Consider the following 18,345-nt stretch of genomic DNA (forward strand, 5'->3'; position numbering starts at 1 on the left):
AATGGACATCTATAAAAAAACAGCTAGATATTTCTAGCTGCCTTACTTCGTTTCACGATGCAATGTTACTCGCTTTAATCGTGGACAATATTTTTTTAATTCGATACGTTCCGGATTATTTCGTTTATTCTTTTTGGTAATATAATTACGATCTCCACATTCTGTACAAGCTAATGTAATATTGACACGCATATGCCCCCTCCTTTCTAATTCAAGTTTACAACTAAAACGTAATCATTACGATTTATATCATATACAGAAACATCCCTTTTGTCAATTACATACGAAAAATTTTCTATGCATATTATCTATACTCTATCGTTTTCCGACAGAAAACTTCCACTTCAAGGAATATGAAGGGCATCTCCCAATGATTACTTGAGAGATGAATGTCGATTGGCATTAGCCAACATCTTTGCTACAACGGAATTTCTATATCTTTAAAAATTTTATCGCAGATCGTCTAGCATTTGCTAATTTTTCAAAACCAACAATCATTTTTATTCAATATACAAATAAGAGGTTAACTAACCTATCATGCGTAAAGATGTAATTAAAATATCTCAGATCCAAGTAATTCTTGTACTCACTATAAAAAAGACAAACAATCGAAACAATTAGTTCATACGAAATTCACATCAATCTATTACTATTACAATTGTACATAATCAATTTGCTAACAATTTTTTAAATCGATATAGAAAATGGAGATGAAAGGAGTTAAAGAATATGAAAGCCAAATATCGTTTCATGATTTCATCATTTGCAGCATGTGCTTATATGATTTGGTATTTAGTATAATAAGCAACCTAAGTTGTAAATATGAAAAAGGTGTGTATATAAATGGAGTATAACCAATCAACTATTAACTATTGGAAAACATTTGTATTACCATATACATTTGCTTTAGAAGAATTAAAAACAAAATTTGAAATTATGAATCGGGAAGCTCAGTTCCTAGAAGACTATAACCCGTTTGAACATATAAAAACAAGACTAAAACAACCAGAAAGCATTATAAAGAAGTTAGAACGTAAAAATTTGGCTCCAACAATCGCAAATGCTCAAAAACATTTACATGATATTATCGGCATTCGAATTACATGTTGCTTTGTAGAAGACATTTATCATTTAAAACAAGTGATTGAAAATCGTGAAGATATGCAAGTCATAGAGGTAAAAGATTATATAGCCTCTCCGAAGCAAAATGGGTATAAAAGTTTGCATATGATCATCAAGTATCCATTATTATTGAATTCTGGTACAAAGGGTGTCTTTGCTGAAATTCAGTTACGTACACTGGCAATGGATTTTTGGGCAAGCTTAGAACATAAGCTCTATTATAAATACGAAGGAAACATCCCTGAATATTTAAAGGATGAACTACATGATGCTGCCATGAAAGCTGAAGAGTTGGATAATAAAATGGCAACAATTCGTCAAGATATCGATGAAATTGAAGCATGTGCAAATCAAATTTCATTGCCATTATAAGGTTAAAAATTAATCCATGTTTTTTCCTTCTAAAAAAATAAAGTGAAACTTTAATCAGTGGGGGGTTTCTTCATCCCCCACTGATTATGAGCCCTCACCAATCAGGCTGCCCTAAAATAGCGGGATAAAAAAGCGAGGCAAATTGCCTCGCTTTTTTTCACAATTAGCGTCTACCTTTATTCGGGTCACCACCACCCACAATATCAAATACACGTTTTGCTAAGTTTGTATTTTCTTGAACACCTGAGAATAAGTATTTACCTGGACCAAATGCATATACATTTACATCCTCGCCGGTATGTCCGCCTGTTGTCCATCCCGTAACAGATCGTTTATTGAAGATATTTTCAATTGCGTTATCAATCTTCGTCACATCTTTTGACGGAGCAATCTCATTTACTGCTTGAATTTCTTCTGGCGTTAGTTCTAAATCAATATACTTTTTCAATGTCTCTTCTACATTGGCACCTTTTGCAATTTCATTTGCCATGAAATCTGGCGTACGTTTAGCAGCTTTCAGAGGATCTACTTTAAAGTTATATTCACCATTTGCACCTAAAGAGAAGCCTCCTGTAGAATGATCAGCCGTTGCTACAACTAACGTATGCTTATCCTTTTTCGCAAATTCAATTGCCGCTTTAAATGCTTTTTCAAAGTCTTCCATTTCACTCATCGCTGCAACAACATCATTATCGTGACCAGCCCAATCGATTTGGCTCCCTTCTACCATCAAGAAGAAACCTTTATCATTTTTCTTTAAGCGATCAATTGCTGCATTTGTCATTTCTTCTAATGAAGGTGTTTTATCATTGCGATCAATCATTTTATCTAAACCACCTGGTGCAAATAAACCAAGAATTTGATCGTTTTTATCCTTTAACAATTGCTCTCGATCTGTTACATAACTATAACCAGATTTTTCAAATTCCTCTGTAAGGTTACGATCCTTTCTCGCAAAGTTTTTCATACCGCCACCAAGCATAACATCTATTTTATGTTTTCCATTAATTTTTTCATCAAAGTAATCATCTGCAATACCATCCATATTTTTACGGTTCGTATCATGAGCACCAAACGCAGCTGGCGTTGCATGCGTAATTTCAGAAGTCGCAACTAACCCTGTTGCTTTCCCTTGTTCTTTTGCCTGCTCAAGCACGGTTTTGACTTCCGCTTTATCATTATCAACTGAAATTGCTGCATTATATGTTTTGATACCAGCTGACATTGCTGTTGCAGCCGATGCAGAGTCCGTAATATTTTCATGCTCGTCTTCTGGATATGTTTTTTGCGTCCCTACAAGATGTTTATCAAATTCTGTCGGCTCCATTCCAAATGTTTTTGGATCGTCCTTCATATAACGATGAGCTGTCATATAAGAAGGGCCCATCCCATCCCCAATTAATACAATAACGTTCTTGATTTTCGCGTTATTCTCTTTGCTATCTGCTTTAATTGTTTCCGAATGTGTAAAGTTCCATGTTGCAACTGAAGTAATTGCTAACGATGCAACAACAGCAAATGGCCATGCTTTCTTTATCATTTTCTTCACTTTTTGTCCCCCCAACAGATTATTCAGTTCCCACTACCCAATCTACTGAAAAACTGTTAAGAAAAGATTAGGCTCACGTAAACATTTTGTTAAGTTATGTAAATTATCGTTATAATTTGTATAACTTTGTCCTTTCCTATCAAGTATTTTGACCTTTACAAAAAACGAGTTTATCTTCCTTTTCTTATGATAAAATATTTGTATCCATTTTAGACAAAGCAAGCAGTATAAACCGAAATATCTTTCATAACTAAAGTTTACTTAACTAAAAAGAAATGAGGTGCGATTCTATGAAAATACAACGATTAAACAACTTTGACATTCCAGATTTACTATCCCTTTGTGAGTCCGTTGGATGGTTGCAACCTAAGTCTTTCATGCAAAAACAATTTGAACTGTATCTTTCAATCGGGACATTATTAGGCTATATAAAAAATAAAAAACTCATTGCCGCTGGCGGGGTATTTCCCTTTCAACCAGCATATTCTTCTATCGGTATGTTAATCGTTCATCCAAATTTTCAGAGACAAGGTATTGGCCGCGCCTTACTAGAACATTGTTTACAATTCGCCGATTCTTCTCTTCCTACTATTCTTATTGCTACCGACGCCGGCGTACCTTTATATCAATCATTTAGGTTTGAAACAATAACAAATGTCCATCGCTTTGAAAAACTCGTTATAAATCCAACTATGAAATCCCGCCATTTTAAGACAATTACGCCACGCGATTTTGACTCTCTCATCCAGCTTGATCAAACCGCAACAGGTGCCAATCGACGGCAACTTTATTCATTATTACTCCCTAGAATAGCATTCTCTCTCAAACTCGAAACGAATGGTACTATAGATGCCTTTACACTCTGTATACAAAAAGGAAATATTCTATGTGTAACACCTCTTATCGCGAAAAAGGAAGAAGATGCTATTCTATTGTTACAGCAACTCTCTCAAATGTGGAATGGTGTGATTCGGATTGATGTCCCGCAATCACACATCACATTTCGCACTTCCTTACAAAATGAACAATTTCAGGAAACATTACGTTCTCCACTTATGATAAGAAATGGAAAACACCTTCCTGGAAATCGTGATATGCTATTTACTATGATAGATGCAGCCTTATGCTAGAAAGGGGACACATCTTTGAATAAAATAAAATGCTATATCGTCGGCTGTCTCGCTCTTATGCTATTCGCATCATGTAGCGCGGCAGAAAAACCGGTAAAACAAGCAAAAGATATCTTTACCGCTGCAGTCACTACCAATGAAAAAATGGTAGAAATAGATGGACAAACCATTTATTTTAAACAAATCGGTGACAAAAAACCTCCGCTACTTATGATTCATGGTTTCGGCGGATCATCAGATGGCTTTCAAAAAATTTACTCAAATTTAGCAAAAGATCATACAATTATTGCTGTTGATGCTTTAGGATTTGGAAAATCATCAAAACCGATGGATTTTTACTATTCTTTCCCAACTCACGCAAATTTATATTATAAATTAATGAAAAAACTAGGTTATGATAAATTTGCAATACTCGGCCATTCTATGGGGGGAGAAATTTCTCTCAATTTAACATATTTATACCCTGAAGCAGTCACGCACCTTATTTTAGCAGATGCTACAGGCGCTACTTCATTAACGAATAAAAACGGATCACCTAAACCAAAGTTATCTGCAGATTTAAGCAATGTTTCTTCTATTTCCGATTACGATGAAAATAAAGTGAAATTTAAACGAAATGATGAAAAGCATTACAACAAAATGAAATTATGGCCTCGCCGTCTAAATATTAATGCGGCGGAAATAACCACTCCGACCTTAATTATTTGGGGAAGAAATGACAATCGCGTTTCTTGGAAAGAAGGAGAAATATATCATCAATTCTTGAAAAATAGCACTTTCCATATTATCGAAAAAGGCTATCATGCTCCATTCCGTCAAGAGCCAGAAGAATTTGTCGGGTATGTAAACAAGTTCTTTGAAAAAAATCCTATTTCACCAATAAAATAATCAAAAGGGTATCCCGTATATGAGATACCCTTTTCCTATATTAAGCAACTTGTTTCTGTCGCTTTTTTTGTTTTGAACCGAATAATTTTGCTACAATCCAGCCGTCAAGTCCCAGTTTGCCAGCATTCATACTCGAAACAAGAATAAGCATAGATAAAATAACCATTTGCGGATTCACACCAATAGACCCACTAAACATATAGGAAAAGTTCATTACAAGACCAAAAAAGATAGCTGTTTTTGTTAAACAACCTACGATTAAGCCTATTCCAACTAGAATTTCTCCCCATGTTACAAGCGTATTGAATAGATCTACATTCGGAATTGCGAAATCTTGTAAAAATGATGCCCACCAAGTTTGTACAGCCGGTTGTGCTCCTTTTGATTTTTCAATGGCTCCTTGTAAATACCCTGTCGCATCAAATCCCTTTCCTTGTAATTTACCGATTCCAGCCATTAGCCATGTATAACCAAGATAAACACGAATAATCGCTAATACAAAAGAAACCGCTTTGTTTTCTCTTAAAAATTGAATAAACATTTCTTCCTCCTATAGTTGTAATTGATTTAGTTACATTAAATATAATAACATTAGTTACTTATTTTTTAAATGTTAATTATGAATAGTTTTTGACAATTATATAAAACATCTAAAGCTAATATTTATATAGTTACTTCTATTACATATAAAAACTTGAAAATATCATACCACAATTGATAATTATTTTCATTAAAAGAATGTAAAAAAATTATGTAATAAATGTGAAACGTGCTCATCCTATATGGAATAAGCACGCCATTTTTTTCATCTATATAATTGGAAAGTATACGTTTCATCATCTATTGTTTTTGCTGTTTGAAATGCTTCCGTAATCGTTTGTTTATGATTAATTAGCCCATAAAATAGGCGAATGATAAACATTAATGCTGCATTTCCATCGACATCATCTACCGAACCAATATAAGTTTTTGCTCCGCTATTTAGAAATGCTTCTGCAAGTTTCCTATTTCCTAATGTACATCCACTATTAAAAATATGCTTATTATGCAATCTTGCATATTTGCTAATTTCTGTTACACCAAAGTTTCCTCTCGGTTCATTTTCTTCATATACTTCTTCAGCTAATTCTCCCATTATCATTTCTCCTTCGTCGCCATGGAAACAAAAAACAATATAATTTATATCGTCATACAAAACTTCTCCCGAAAGAACTTCCATCAAATCTCGCGGCCGGCCAATCCAATAGGTAATCACTCTCGCCCCAAAACACTCAAGTGTCGATCGCAGTGATTGTGCTTCTAGATCGGAATAATCACCGACTACTAATGCAATATTCATATACTCCCTCCACTCATCGCTTTCATTCATATATACCTGTTTCTTCTAAAAAATCCTCTCTTGTTAACATGTTTTTTTTTGCAAATACTGCCTATATGCTGTAATTGTTCCCTCATGGGATACAAGATAAATTCTGTTTGCATATAATGTATAGCACCATCTTATGCATTCGTCTGCTAGATTCATAAAGTCTTGTTCTAATATTGTATTGATTCCTTCCATAACAGATTATTCTTACTATCTCCTACTAAGAAATTAGGAAATAACTTTTGAATGAGCTTCCAATTTAACAACTAATCACATGGTAAAGTTCGAAGGATCGGACTTACAATTAGCACATTATTTTCATTCAGAGGTAAATTCTTTCGAAGTAACAACGCTTGTTGCTTCCCTTCTGTTGTCAAATAAGGATGCTCGATTTGCAAGCTTGCTGGCACATTTTTGGTATGTACTCCTTGACCATGCCTTACAAAAAAGTTTCATCTCTCACCTCTTTTGTATGAAATTCTATATATACTATCATACTAGTTTCAATAACGACAGCCTAATCCCTTCCACTTACAGTATTCCCCTCAAAAAATTTCATACATAAAATCATTTATCTCCCCCTAAACCTCTAATCATCATTTCTACCACAATTGGTTATAGTAACAGAGAGAACACGAAACTTTGAGGAGGAATCATTCATGAATAGTTCAAATGATTACTTAAACACATTGCATGAAAAGCAAGCAAAAGATGAACAAAACAGAAAGCGGCAAGGAAATGGAAACCCTGGAAAAAAGAAGCCAAATAAAACGCATAAATAATTAGAAGAAACCCACCTAAAAGTATATTTTAGGTGGGTTTCTTAAACTTCTTTAACAGAAGCGACCATTTCGGTTTTGTAATATGTTCTCCTTTTGTTACTTGTGTTTCCTTACCGTTTATTTTTACCCATAAATCATGATCGCGGATAAAATATACAAATTATAAGAAAAAACCACTTTTTACACATTTTCTTTCTCTCCTTATCATTCCCCCATCGCTATATTTTAGATAAGATACAATTTTAATCAGTGGCGCTTCCTTCATCTCTACTCAGTACGAACCTTCGCCAACTAAGCTATCCTAAAATAGCAGGATGAATAGGGTACTACTATTTCATCTTCCTGATCAAATAATCTAGCACTAACTTTTTTGTTTCTCACAAAACAAATGTTAAATAATTCAAAATTTTATGATAAAATTTTTATAAGCGATTATATTTTTTTTAACTGGTGGTGATAGATTTTGTAAAGGGCGATATTTCAGTGAATTTCTACTGACAGAAAGAACTTACAATCAATTGATTAGAGAAAAAAGGAGGATGTAGAAATGAAGAAGACAGAAATTCCAGCGCATTTAAAGCCTTTTGTGTCTAAGCAACATTATGATCAGTACACACCCATTAATCATGCTGTATGGCGCTATATTATGAGGCAAAACCATAACTTTCTAAAAGATGTGGCTCATCCAGCTTATGTGAACGGATTAAAATCATCTGGTATTAATATAGACGCAATTCCAAAAGTGGAAGAAATGAATGAATGTTTAGCACCAAGCGGATGGGGAGCTGTAACGATTGATGGTCTGATTCCCGGAGTCGCATTTTTTGACTTTCAAGGTCATGGTTTACTACCAATCGCAACAGATATTCGCAAAGTAGAAAATATTGAATATACACCAGCACCTGATATCGTTCATGAAGCAGCAGGTCATGCTCCCATCTTACTTGATCCTACATATGCCAAGTATGTAAAACGCTTTGGACAAATTGGAGCAAAAGCTTTCTCAACAAAGGAAGAGCATGATGCCTTTGAAGCAGTTCGTACACTCACCATTGTAAAAGAAAGTCCAACTTCAACACCTGAAGAAATTGAAGCAGCGGAAAAAGAAGTAATCGAAAAACAAAAACTAGTTTCAGGTGTATCAGAAGCGGAACAAATTTCTCGCCTTTTTTGGTGGACAGTTGAATATGGACTGATTGGCGATCTAGACAATCCTAAAATTTACGGAGCTGGTCTACTGTCTTCTGTAGGCGAAAGTAAGTATTGTTTAACAGATGCTGTTGAAAAAGTTCCATTCTCGCTCGAAGCTTGCATAAAGACAACATACGATGTGACGAAAATGCAGCCGCAATTATTTGTCTGTCAGTCATTTGAAGAACTGATAGAAGCACTTGAAGCATTTTCTAAAACAATGGCTTTTCAGACGGGTGGTGCGGAAGGATTAGAAAAAGCAATTCGCTCTGAAAACATAGCGACTGCTGAACTAAGTAGTGGTTTACAAATTACAGGTACATTCTCAGAGATGGTGCAAAATGAGGTTGGTGAAGTAATTTATCTAAAAACCAATACACCAACCGCTTTAGCATTCAATCATAAGCAACTGCCTCATCACTCAACAGCTGTACACGAAGATGGATTTGGTACACCAATTGGTTTATTGCAAAACAATATAGCATTAGAAGATTGTACAGAGGAATCTTTACAATCATTAGGTATTCTAATTGGAAACAATACTGATCTTTCCTTTGCAAGCGGTGTTCACGTAAAAGGAACTGTAACTGATATTATAAAACAGGATGAGAAAGTCGTTCTTATTTCCTTTACAAATTGCACTGTTGTTTATAAAGATCGCTTATTATTTGATGCTTCATGGGGAACATTTGATATGGCAGTTGGTTCTAACATTACATCTGTATTCCCAGGTGCAGCCGATGCAGCCTCATTCTTCCCCATGGATGAAGAAATAGAAAAAACCCCCGCACCACTTTCACTATCAGAGCTAGATCGTATGTATCAAATGGTTCGAGATATTCGAAATAAAGGTGAGCTGCAAGATTCAGATGTAGCACAATTAGTAGCCATACATGAAGTATTAAATCAATTCTATAAAAAAGAATGGCTACTCCGCCTTGAAATATTAGAGTTACTTGTGGAACATAACAAAGATCAAAAAACAGCCTCTTTCTTACTGCAACAACTCTCTACATTTACAGAAAATGAGTCTGTACAACGTTTAATCCATAATGGACTTGCTTTACTTCCAATAAAGGATGTGAAAAATAATGCAACGATTAACAGATCATGAAGTACAAGAGGAATTAAAGAAGCTAGATAAATGGACAGTGAAAGATGAAAAATGGATTGAAAGAAAATATATGTTTTCCGACTACTTAAAAGGTGTCGCATTTGTCTCTGAAGCCGCCAAACTATCAGAAGAACATAATCACCATCCATTTATCCTTATTCAGTATAAAGCAGTAATTCTCACTTTGTCATCATGGAATGCAAAAGGACTAACAAAACTTGATTTTGATTTAGCAAAACAATTTGATGACCTCTTTTTACAGAATGAAAAAGCGATTATAAAAAAATAAGAAGAAGCCGCGCTTAGGCTTCTTCTTTTGTAATCAAGTGAATACGATGACCAAATGGATCCTCAACTTGTAATACTCCCTCTTTGTACGTTGCAATAATACCAATATCTTTTAAGCTTTTACATACCTTTTCTGTTTCCGTTTCATTTGCTAATACAATTGTGAAATATTTCAAGCCGATAGAATTTGGCATTTGTGATGGCACTCCTTCACCTTGCCATGTATTTAAACCGACATGATGATGATACCCACCAGCAGAAACAAACAACGCACCATTTCGAGGTGGAATCGTTATATCAAATCCTAGACCATCTACATAAAATTGTCTTGCTTCTCCTAAATCAGATACATGGAAATGAATATGTCCTATCACTGTACCACTCGGGAATCCACTCCATGCCTCTCCTTGCTGTAATAATCCTTCACCATCTAACGGGTTACTAACAAACGGGATCTCTCCATTTTCATCACGCCATACTTCTCTTTGGCGATCATGATAAATTTCTATTCCATTCCCATCTGGGTCAGCTAAATAAAGAGCCTCACTAAAGTAATGATCTGCCCCACCATGCAACGGATATATCTTCTCTACAAGATGACGCAGAACATTTGCTAACTCTTGTCTCGTCGGTAATAAAATTGCATAGTGATATAGACCTGTGCGATTTTTCTGTTTCGGTAAAGCATCTTTCTGTTCTTCTATTATAAGAAGTGGTTCATTTGCATTTGTACCAAGTGTAACGATTGTCTCTTCTTCTTGAATTACTGTGAATTGTAATACATTCGTATAAAACTCTAGTGATCTTTTTATATTTGATACGTATAGATGAACAATACCAAGTGCTGTGTTGGGATGAAGCTGAAAGCTCATATTGTTATACCCCCGCAAAGATTAGTCTTTTTTAAACATAGTTGCTTTTAAGAAATTATCTATAAAACCATCAGCTTTTGCAATAAATAGGTGAAGTCCCATTGCTAATAATGCAAGATCTAATTCAAAACCAGGATTTTTCCCATCTCCTAATAAACCAGCTGACCATTTTACTTTTACAATTGCTCCAACCATAATGATTGCAAATAATAGTCCAACATATCTTACACCTAAACCGATAATTAATAATAAGCCGCCAATTAATTCCATTGTTGCTACGCCATAAGCAAGTCCACCCGGTAAACCGATACTTGTAAACCATCCTGCAATATTTTCAATTCCTGATTGGAATTTTACTAAACCGTGCATGAAGAACGTTACTCCTAACACGATACGAATAATTAAGTTACCAATACGTTGATTCATTTCTTTCTCTCCTTTATAGTTTTGTTATATAAAACTTTTATTAACATTACAAAACATATAATAAATTTTTTTATTCGTCAATTCATTTTTTAAGAAAAAATATATTTTTTTTGCTATGATACAAATAGTTGTTACAAAAAGGAGATTGATTTTATGAATATTGGTTCTGCAATACGCGAAATTCGTCAACGCAGAGGCATCACAATCGCTCAAATTTGTGAAGGGACAGGACTTTCTAAAGGGTTTATGAGCCAGGTTGAAAATAATAAAACTTCACCATCTATCTCAACTTTAGAAACGATTTCCAATTTCCTAAATGTTCCTCTTCCTTATTTATTGCTTGAACAAAAAAATCGTATGAAAATTGTCAAAAAAGAAGAGCGGAAATATAGCGTATATGGAAAAGATAAGCAAAGAATTGAACATGTAGCAGAACAAGGTGGTCTGCGCTTATCTTTAGTAGAGATTCCTGTTGAATTCCCGAAAGAGAATAAACCAAACGCTCATGAAGGAGAAGAATGTCATCTTGTTTTACGTGGAAAATTAGAAGTACAGCATGGAGAAGATATTGCAATTGTAGAAGAAGGTGATTCGTTTTCTTGGAGTGCTTGTGTGCCTCATATTGTTCGAAATATTGGGGAAGAACCTGCATTACTACTCATCTCTAGCCATGCAGAAAATCGAAAACACATTTACTAATTACTCTAAAACCAATAAAGTGAAACTTTGATCATTGAGGGCTTCTTCCTCACCAATCGAGCTGTTACGAACAGGAAAAAAGCTTGTTTTTCCTTTGAAAACAAGCCTTTTTCCTGCTCTTATCCCTTTAAATATATAGATTTTCCAACGCATTGTCATTCGCTTTATCCTAATATATCTACTCCTCAAGGTTGTTCTTATTGTATAATATATCATAATATTCTTATATGTTTTATACAACTCTAGAAGTATCACTTTCTGCTCCTCATCACTCCGCTCTCTTGATCGCATAGACAAGAACATCCTTCCCATGAAATGAGGCTGTTTGTTCATAGCTCAATCCCGTTTTTCTAGCAACAAAGATAGAAGCGGGATGATCTGGGTTGATAAGGGAAATTAATTTTTTTAGTCTTAGCGCTTGAAATCCATAGTCCCGAAATGCTACTGCTGCTTCTTTTGCATAACCTTTTCTCCAATATGCAGGAAGTAACCAATAGCCAATTTCAATTTCTTCTTTACCGTCTACTTGTTGCCGCACAAGTCCCGCATGTCCAATCGGTACTGCTGTCTCTTTTTCGATCATTAGAAATAGTCCTAAACCATTTTGATAACCTGGAAGAACCCAGTTTTCGAGGTTTTTTTTGCACTGCATATATGTTTTAGGTGTCCCATTTCCAATATAGCGCATTACTTTTTCATTTCCCCATAACGAAGCATAAAAGTCTAAATCAGCCATTGTATATTTCCGAAACTGCAAACGATCTGTATGAAACATACTACTACCTCCTTCTTGTAGATTCTCTTTCTATTATCGCAACTGGCAATCGGATTTGCTGTACATGTTCTTTTCGCGACTGTTTGTGCAATAAAAAAATTGAATGTTGGGCCATGCTTCTAATAGATGTCTGTATTGTTGTTATGTTAGGAGTCATAATCATTGAAAGAGGTTGATTATCAAATCCAATCACTCCTAAATCTTGTGGAACATGAATATGTAATCGTTGTGCTGTCATAATCATACCTGCAGCTATTTCATCACTACCTGTAAAGATTGCATCTGGAATATCGCGCATGGAGGAAATACTATATATCACCTTTTCTCCATCCTTTAATTCAAAACAGTTTGAAAACACCCATTCTTGCTGTAACTGTAGGCCATATTCCTTTAATGCTCTTTTATAACCTTTATACCTTTGGCGCTGTGCTTTACTTTTTAATGTATCGTAACAAAAACCTATCCTTGTATATCCTTTTTCAATCAAATGTTTCGTTCCCATATATCCCGCTAACTCTTCATTAAATTGAACTGTACAAATCTTTTCTGTTTCAACATGTTCATTACAAATAACAATTTTCCCGAAGTGCATTGCCTCTTCTACTTCTCCAATCGGTAACGAAAGTGTCATAAAAATTAATGCATCTAATTTTTTCGTCTTAATGTAGTGTAAAAATTCTCTCTCCTTATCCATCTCATAATTTGACTGTAAAATCACAATATCGTAATGATCTTTTTTTAATATATAACTTAATTCTTGAATTAACTGGCTAAAAAAAGGATGATATATATTTGGAACAACTACACCAACTAAATTTGTTTGAAGACGCCTCAAATCTTTAGCCGTTGCTATTGGTACATAGTTTTGTTCCTCAATAATTGCTTCTACCCTTGCCCGCAATTCTGGACGGACATAAGGATGACGATTGAGTACTCGAGAAACCGTCGCTTTTGATACTCCAGCTAACTTCGCAATATCTTCAATGGTAGAAATGGTAATTCCCCCTTGATCTGTGATACATTTCAGAATGTACAGTATATTGTAAGTTTTACATCTATTATAAACGAGGTGAACAAAAATATGGGGAAAATTCAACTTTTAACAGAAAGAAGTTATTGAGGGAAAAGCAAGTTGCTTTTCATACTGCAAATGATAAACGTGGTGCAGAGGAACTAAATCTCTATGCTGCCTTTATTATTACAGCGATATACAAGTCTTGACGAAAAAAAGCAGTAAACAAAACTTGTTTACTGCTTCCATATGATAACTAGTATAAAGAAAACTACAGGTTTGAGGGGGGTGTAGAATTTTCAGATATATACTAGATATTCCATTTGGTTCTAATCATTCCAAAATCTCACATGAAAACTATCTTCTATTACATTATAATTGATAAAGATTATCATTGTCAATGTAAAACGCTACAAAAAGATATATTCTTCTTGTAGCGTTTCATCTATTCATACTCGTTCTCCTCTAACTGATCACGCAACACTTTAATACGTTTAAAAAAGAAAAACGCCATTCCTAAAAACAAAACAATAACACCCATCATCGCAAAGAATTGTACCGTTTCTCTTCCTCCATTTGGAATCAATAAACCAATCATAAAAAAGGTGGATATTGCAAGGAGGACTTGACCGAAGCGAGTATAATCTGCGATTTTTTGTTGCAATTCTTTCAACTTTTACCACTCCTCCCTATCACTTTATCATATTCTAATAGTTTTTGAAGCAAGTAAATACAGTCAATGAGGGAGAAGTTTGCCAAAAAAAGAGCCGTTATTCACGGCTCTTTCATTATGCCAACGCTTGCGCTAAATCTTCAATTAAATCTTGACCATCTTCAATACCGACAGAAATACGAATTAATGTATCTGTAATACCTAGTTCTTTACGGCGGTCAGCTGGAATAGAAGCATGTGTCATTTGTGCCGGGATTGAAATTAAGCTTTCAACAGCCCCTAAACTTTCAGCAAGTGTGAAATATTGTACTTTCTCAAGTACCTTATTTAATGTTTCTTCACTATCTACATCGAATGAAATAATAGCACCGTATCCGTTTGCCTGTTCCTTTGCTAGTGCATGATTCGGATGCGATTCAAGCCCTGGATAGTATACTTTATTAACCTTTGGATGGTTATTTAAAAACTCGGCAATTGCACGTGAGTTTACTTCATGTTCTTCCATGCGAATACCTAATGTTTTTAAACCGCGTAGTAATAAGAAACTATCTTGTGGTCCAAGAACACCACCTGTTGAATTTTGAACAAAATGAAGATCTTCTGCTAATTGCGGACTATTTACAACAACTAAACCAGCAACTACATCACTATGTCCCCCTAAGTATTTCGTTGCACTGTGAAGGACAATATCTGCTCCCAGAGAAATAGGTGACTGCCAATAAGGAGTCATAAATGTGTTATCAATAATTGTTAGCAAACCTTTTTCTTTGGCAAATGTAGAAATTGCTTTGATATCTGTAATCTTTAATAGTGGGTTTGTTGGTGTTTCAACATAAATCGCTTTTGTATTTGGACGTACTGCCGTAGCTACTTCATCCAAATTTGTCGTATCTACAAATGTATGTTCAACACCAAAGCGGTTCAATACTTTTGTCACAACACGATATGTTCCACCATACACATCATCCGTTAAAATGATATGATCTCCTTTTGAGAATAACATGATTGTTGCTGTAATTGCAGCCATTCCGGATCCAAATGCAAATCCCGCATGACCGTTTTCTAGTACTGCAATCATTTCTTCTAAAGCTGCACGTGTTGGGTTTCCTGTGCGTGAATATTCATAACCTTTATGCTTACCAACTGCTTCTTGTCTGTACGTACTTGTTTGATAAATGGGCACATTGACAGATCCAGTTGAAGGTTCTCCTATGCGAATACCATGAATTAATTTTGTTTTTGCTCTCATTTTTATTCCCATCCTTTGTATATATCTTTACTTAAGTAACGCTCACTGCTATCTGGAAAGATCGTTACAATATTTGTGCCTGGTTTTGCTTTCTCCGCTTCTAGCAAACTTGCATGAAATGCAGCGCCTGATGAACTTCCTACAAGGAGTCCTTCTTTTTGTGCTAATTCTTTCACACGTTTAAAGGCATGTTTATCAGAAATCGTATAAATTTCATTAAAGTAAGACGGCTTTAAAAACGGCGGAATAAATTCAAGACCAATCCCTTCCGTTTCATGTGAACCTGCTTCACCACCATTTAAAATAGATCCTTCTGGTTCTACAATAACCGTTTTTACATTGGAATTTTGTTCTTTTAAATACGATGCAGTACCCATAAATGTACCACCAGTACCTGCACCTGCTACAAATATATCTACTTCTCCGTTTAAAGCTTCCCAAATTTCAGGTCCCAGTGTTTTAAAATAAGCACGTGGGTTTGCCTCGTTAGCAAACTGACTTGGAGAATATGAATTTGGAATTTCTTTGGCTAACTCTTTTGCTTTTTCAATTGCCCCTGTCATTCCTTGTTCAGTTGGTGTGTGAACAACTTTTGCACCAAGTGCTTTCATTAACTCTTGTTTTTCAATGCTAAATTTCTCTGGCACACAAACAATAACATGTAAGCCATGCTCTAGTGCAGCAAGTGCCAGTCCAATACCAGTATTCCCTGCTGTTGGCTCAATAAGCGTTCCACCTTTTGTGACAAGCCCTTTCGCTAATGCATCTTCAATTAATTCTTTTCCGAGACGATCTTTCACACTTCCACCTGGATTATAAAATTCAAGTTTCGCAAATAATCGAACACCATCTGGAAGTGAAAAACGAGTAATTTCTACCATCGGTGTATGACCAATTAATTCATGAACCCCACGATACACCTTCATCATGTTCTCCTCCTTACTTGCCAATAAAGAAAAGGCAACTGTATGTAATTCTTTATATGAAACAGTTGCCTTTTTGTTACATTACTTTAACTCTTTCAATACTTTTACGATAAAGTTTGTAGAATGAAGAGCTGCTTGATCTAAAAATTGGTCAAATGAAACATTTGATTCTTTACCAGCAATATCAGAAAGTGCACGAATAATAACAAACGGAACGTTATATTGATGGCATACTTGTGCAACAGCTGCTGCTTCCATTTCTACTGCGTAAAGATTTTCAAATTTACCACGAATTGCTGCAACTCGGTTTGGATCACTCATAAATGAGTCACCCGTTGCAATCATTCCTTTAACCACTTGAATATTTTCTTCTTCCTTCATGCATTGCTCTGCCAATGCAACTAATTCTTTATCCGCTTTAAATCCTGGTGGCATGCCTGGCACTTGACCGTATTCATAATTAAATGCCGTTACATCCACATCATGATGACGAACCTCAGTTGAAATGACAACATCCCCAACATTTAAAGCGTGATGGAAGCCACCAGCTGAACCTGTATTGATTACTTTTTCAGGTTGATATCTTTCTAACAAAATTGTCGTAGACATCGCTGCGTTCACTTTACCAATACCGGATTTTAACAAGATTACTTCATGTCCTACTAACATTCCTTTTGTAAATTCACAGCCAGCAACGCTTTCTGTTTCTGCTTGTTCTAATTTATCACGTAAAATACGCACTTCTTCTTCCATTGCTCCAATTACAGCAATTCTCAATCTAATCCCTCTTTCTATTGCTTAGTTGCCTCCATAACCCAAACGAAATGATTTAGTCTCGTAAATGTAACATGGAAGCCATTCTTTTCAAAAATAGATTGCATGATTGGAATACGTGTATAGTATTCTGTTTGCAAATCATTGGCTAACTGATGAAAACCTCGTTGTTTTGCAGTTTCTACAGTCTTATCATATGCTTCTTGATCTACAAATATCGTATCAGCAAAGACTATTTTACCACCTTTGTTTAGTAATTGACTATATTTCGCAATCGCCCTATCTTTTTCTTCATCTGTTAAATGATGAAATGCATAAGTACTAACAATCGTATCAATCGTATTTGGGACATCAAATTTGAGAAAATCTCCCTCTGTAATTGTAAATCCTTCTGGCAATTTTTCTTTTGCAATTGCACGCATTTCACGCGACGGTTCTATACCATAAACAGTGCGGCCAGCAAGTAATAATTTATTTGTTAAGTTGCCAGTGCCAACACCAAATTCCAATACATTTCCAAATGATTTGTTTACTACATCCTCTAAAATTTCCTCATAATGAGCGAAAACTTCTTTATATTGTATATCTTCACCCTGTACGAATGAGTCGTATGTATGAGCCCATTCATCAAATAAACCATTAAATTCTGTACCCATGAAAATTCCCCTTTTTCTTATCGGTTTTATCAGTATGATATGCTTTCTTTCCTAAAATGTCAATCTAAATGTACATGGTATTTCTGTCTTTTCTTTGCTACACTAAGTGTGATTAATACAGGAGAGGAGTGTTTCTTCATGTCATTCACCTTTGAAATGTTAGAGGATAAAGTAGAATTTTTTGAAGCAACCGACTTAGTTTCTTTAGAGAAAAAGATTAACGAACAAATAGATAATAACAAAGCACTGATGCTTGAAGTTCATCGCGTTTCTCACCAAATGGTTATGGATCCAGAAAGCAAACGTCCATATTATAGTGCCGTTGTTCATTTTAAGCTAAAAAAATTACGTTAACTAAAAAAGAGAAAGGTTCTTTTAAGAACCTTTCTCTTCACGTTGTTGAAAAAAGATCTTGTCAATGAAACTGTCACCTAAAATGTGACAGTTTCACTTTCTATTTCATCTGAAATTTGATAAGTTA

21 protein-coding genes and 1 pseudogene are annotated in these 18,345 nt (G+C 35.0%); 8 read left to right on the plus strand and 14 right to left on the minus strand.

The features are described 5' to 3' along the window. Window positions 1-42: 42 nt before the first annotated feature. A complete protein-coding gene (gene rpmG, locus MR056_RS14090) occupies window positions 43-192 on the minus strand; it encodes a 50S ribosomal protein L33 (RefSeq protein ID WP_001265619.1) in 150 nt (49 codons plus the stop codon). A 651-nt stretch (window positions 193-843) separates the two neighbouring features. On the opposite strand from rpmG, the gene MR056_RS14095 reads away from it, so the two are divergent. Then, on the plus strand, window positions 844-1,494 hold the full coding sequence (locus MR056_RS14095; RefSeq protein WP_048723830.1) for a GTP pyrophosphokinase: 651 nt from the start codon (window positions 844-846) through the stop codon (window positions 1,492-1,494). Window positions 1,495-1,657: 163 nt separating this feature from the next. On the opposite strand, the gene MR056_RS14100 is transcribed toward MR056_RS14095, so the two are convergent. Further along, window positions 1,658-3,043, minus strand: coding sequence for an alkaline phosphatase (locus tag MR056_RS14100; protein WP_048723827.1), 1,386 nt, complete (start codon window positions 3,041-3,043; stop codon window positions 1,658-1,660). Window positions 3,044-3,333: 290 nt separating this feature from the next. On the opposite strand from MR056_RS14100, the gene MR056_RS14105 reads away from it, so the two are divergent. Together MR056_RS14105 and MR056_RS14110 are read left to right on the plus strand one after the other, a co-directional pair. Next, window positions 3,334-4,173 (plus strand): GNAT family N-acetyltransferase, encoded by an 840-nt coding sequence (locus MR056_RS14105; RefSeq protein WP_012095533.1) that lies wholly within the window; start codon window positions 3,334-3,336, stop codon window positions 4,171-4,173. Window positions 4,174-4,230: 57 nt separating this feature from the next. Then, window positions 4,231-5,061 (plus strand): alpha/beta fold hydrolase, encoded by an 831-nt coding sequence (locus tag MR056_RS14110; RefSeq protein WP_048723930.1) that lies wholly within the window; start codon window positions 4,231-4,233, stop codon window positions 5,059-5,061. A gap of 40 nt (window positions 5,062-5,101) precedes the next feature. Here MR056_RS14110 and MR056_RS14115 read toward each other — a convergent pair whose 3' ends face one another. From MR056_RS14115 to MR056_RS14125, 3 genes and pseudogenes are all read right to left on the minus strand, one after another. Continuing rightward, the gene (locus tag MR056_RS14115) at window positions 5,102-5,602 is read right to left on the minus strand and encodes a DoxX family protein (RefSeq protein WP_012095535.1); all 501 of its coding nucleotides are present in this window, start codon (window positions 5,600-5,602) and stop codon (window positions 5,102-5,104) included. A 264-nt stretch (window positions 5,603-5,866) separates the two neighbouring features. Further along, window positions 5,867-6,400 (minus strand): hypothetical protein, encoded by a 534-nt coding sequence (locus MR056_RS14120; RefSeq protein WP_012095536.1) that lies wholly within the window; start codon window positions 6,398-6,400, stop codon window positions 5,867-5,869. Between the two features lie 22 nt (window positions 6,401-6,422). Then, a pseudogene (locus MR056_RS14125) lies at window positions 6,423-6,837 on the minus strand (histidine phosphatase family protein). Between the two features lie 249 nt (window positions 6,838-7,086). Between MR056_RS14125 and MR056_RS14130 the strand changes: the two are divergent. From MR056_RS14130 to MR056_RS14140, 3 genes are all read left to right on the plus strand, one after another. Then, entirely contained in the window at window positions 7,087-7,209 is a 123-nt protein-coding gene (locus tag MR056_RS14130; protein ID WP_041810033.1) for a DUF4023 domain-containing protein, read from the plus strand. A gap of 547 nt (window positions 7,210-7,756) precedes the next feature. Then, complete coding sequence (locus tag MR056_RS14135) at window positions 7,757-9,514, plus strand: aromatic amino acid hydroxylase (RefSeq protein ID WP_048723824.1); 1,758 nt, start codon at window positions 7,757-7,759, stop codon at window positions 9,512-9,514. Next, window positions 9,489-9,803: a 4a-hydroxytetrahydrobiopterin dehydratase gene (locus MR056_RS14140; RefSeq protein ID WP_048723821.1), complete on the plus strand. Its 315-nt coding sequence runs from the start codon at window positions 9,489-9,491 to the stop codon at window positions 9,801-9,803. The genes MR056_RS14135 and MR056_RS14140 overlap by 26 nt, the downstream gene beginning before the upstream one ends. A gap of 13 nt (window positions 9,804-9,816) precedes the next feature. Here MR056_RS14140 and MR056_RS14145 read toward each other — a convergent pair whose 3' ends face one another. Together MR056_RS14145 and MR056_RS14150 are read right to left on the minus strand one after the other, a co-directional pair. After that, window positions 9,817-10,674: a VOC family protein gene (locus tag MR056_RS14145; RefSeq protein WP_012095539.1), complete on the minus strand. Its 858-nt coding sequence runs from the start codon at window positions 10,672-10,674 to the stop codon at window positions 9,817-9,819. Window positions 10,675-10,695: 21 nt separating this feature from the next. Next, the gene (locus tag MR056_RS14150; RefSeq protein WP_012095540.1) at window positions 10,696-11,100 is read right to left on the minus strand and encodes a DoxX family protein; all 405 of its coding nucleotides are present in this window, start codon (window positions 11,098-11,100) and stop codon (window positions 10,696-10,698) included. 153 nt (window positions 11,101-11,253) lie between these two features. Here MR056_RS14150 and MR056_RS14155 point away from each other — a divergent pair, with 153 nt between their 5' ends. After that, the gene (locus tag MR056_RS14155) at window positions 11,254-11,799 is read left to right on the plus strand and encodes a helix-turn-helix domain-containing protein (protein ID WP_012095541.1); all 546 of its coding nucleotides are present in this window, start codon (window positions 11,254-11,256) and stop codon (window positions 11,797-11,799) included. 268 nt (window positions 11,800-12,067) lie between these two features. On the opposite strand, the gene MR056_RS14160 is transcribed toward MR056_RS14155, so the two are convergent. The 7 genes from MR056_RS14160 to MR056_RS14190 all read right to left on the minus strand — a co-directional run bounded on the left by MR056_RS14160 (window position 12,068) and on the right by MR056_RS14190 (window position 17,864). Then, window positions 12,068-12,574 carry a GNAT family N-acetyltransferase gene (locus MR056_RS14160; RefSeq protein WP_012095542.1) on the minus strand — a complete coding sequence of 169 codons (507 nt, stop codon included), beginning with the start codon at window positions 12,572-12,574 and terminating at the stop codon, window positions 12,068-12,070. A 4-nt stretch (window positions 12,575-12,578) separates the two neighbouring features. Then, window positions 12,579-13,670, minus strand: coding sequence for a LacI family DNA-binding transcriptional regulator (locus tag MR056_RS14165; protein WP_012095543.1), 1,092 nt, complete (start codon window positions 13,668-13,670; stop codon window positions 12,579-12,581). A 361-nt stretch (window positions 13,671-14,031) separates the two neighbouring features. After that, window positions 14,032-14,259, minus strand: coding sequence for a YrhC family protein (locus MR056_RS14170; RefSeq protein ID WP_012095544.1), 228 nt, complete (start codon window positions 14,257-14,259; stop codon window positions 14,032-14,034). A gap of 115 nt (window positions 14,260-14,374) precedes the next feature. Continuing rightward, complete coding sequence (locus MR056_RS14175) at window positions 14,375-15,508, minus strand: bifunctional cystathionine gamma-lyase/homocysteine desulfhydrase (protein WP_012095545.1); 1,134 nt, start codon at window positions 15,506-15,508, stop codon at window positions 14,375-14,377. 2 nt (window positions 15,509-15,510) lie between these two features. After that, entirely contained in the window at window positions 15,511-16,434 is a 924-nt protein-coding gene (locus MR056_RS14180) for an O-acetylserine dependent cystathionine beta-synthase (protein ID WP_048723817.1), read from the minus strand. A gap of 81 nt (window positions 16,435-16,515) precedes the next feature. Continuing rightward, complete coding sequence (gene mtnN, locus MR056_RS14185) at window positions 16,516-17,211, minus strand: 5'-methylthioadenosine/S-adenosylhomocysteine nucleosidase (protein ID WP_048723815.1); 696 nt, start codon at window positions 17,209-17,211, stop codon at window positions 16,516-16,518. A gap of 14 nt (window positions 17,212-17,225) precedes the next feature. Next, complete coding sequence (locus tag MR056_RS14190; RefSeq protein WP_012095548.1) at window positions 17,226-17,864, minus strand: class I SAM-dependent DNA methyltransferase; 639 nt, start codon at window positions 17,862-17,864, stop codon at window positions 17,226-17,228. A gap of 138 nt (window positions 17,865-18,002) precedes the next feature. Between MR056_RS14190 and MR056_RS14195 the strand changes: the two genes are divergently transcribed. Beyond that, window positions 18,003-18,218, plus strand: a complete 216-nt coding sequence (locus MR056_RS14195) for a YrzA family protein (protein ID WP_012095549.1) — start codon at window positions 18,003-18,005, stop codon at window positions 18,216-18,218. The last annotated feature ends 127 nt before the right edge of the window (window positions 18,219-18,345 follow it).

It is taken from the genome of Bacillus cereus group sp. BfR-BA-01360, from assembly GCF_022663595.1.
Classification (GTDB): domain Bacteria; phylum Bacillota; class Bacilli; order Bacillales; family Bacillaceae_G; genus Bacillus_A; species Bacillus_A cytotoxicus.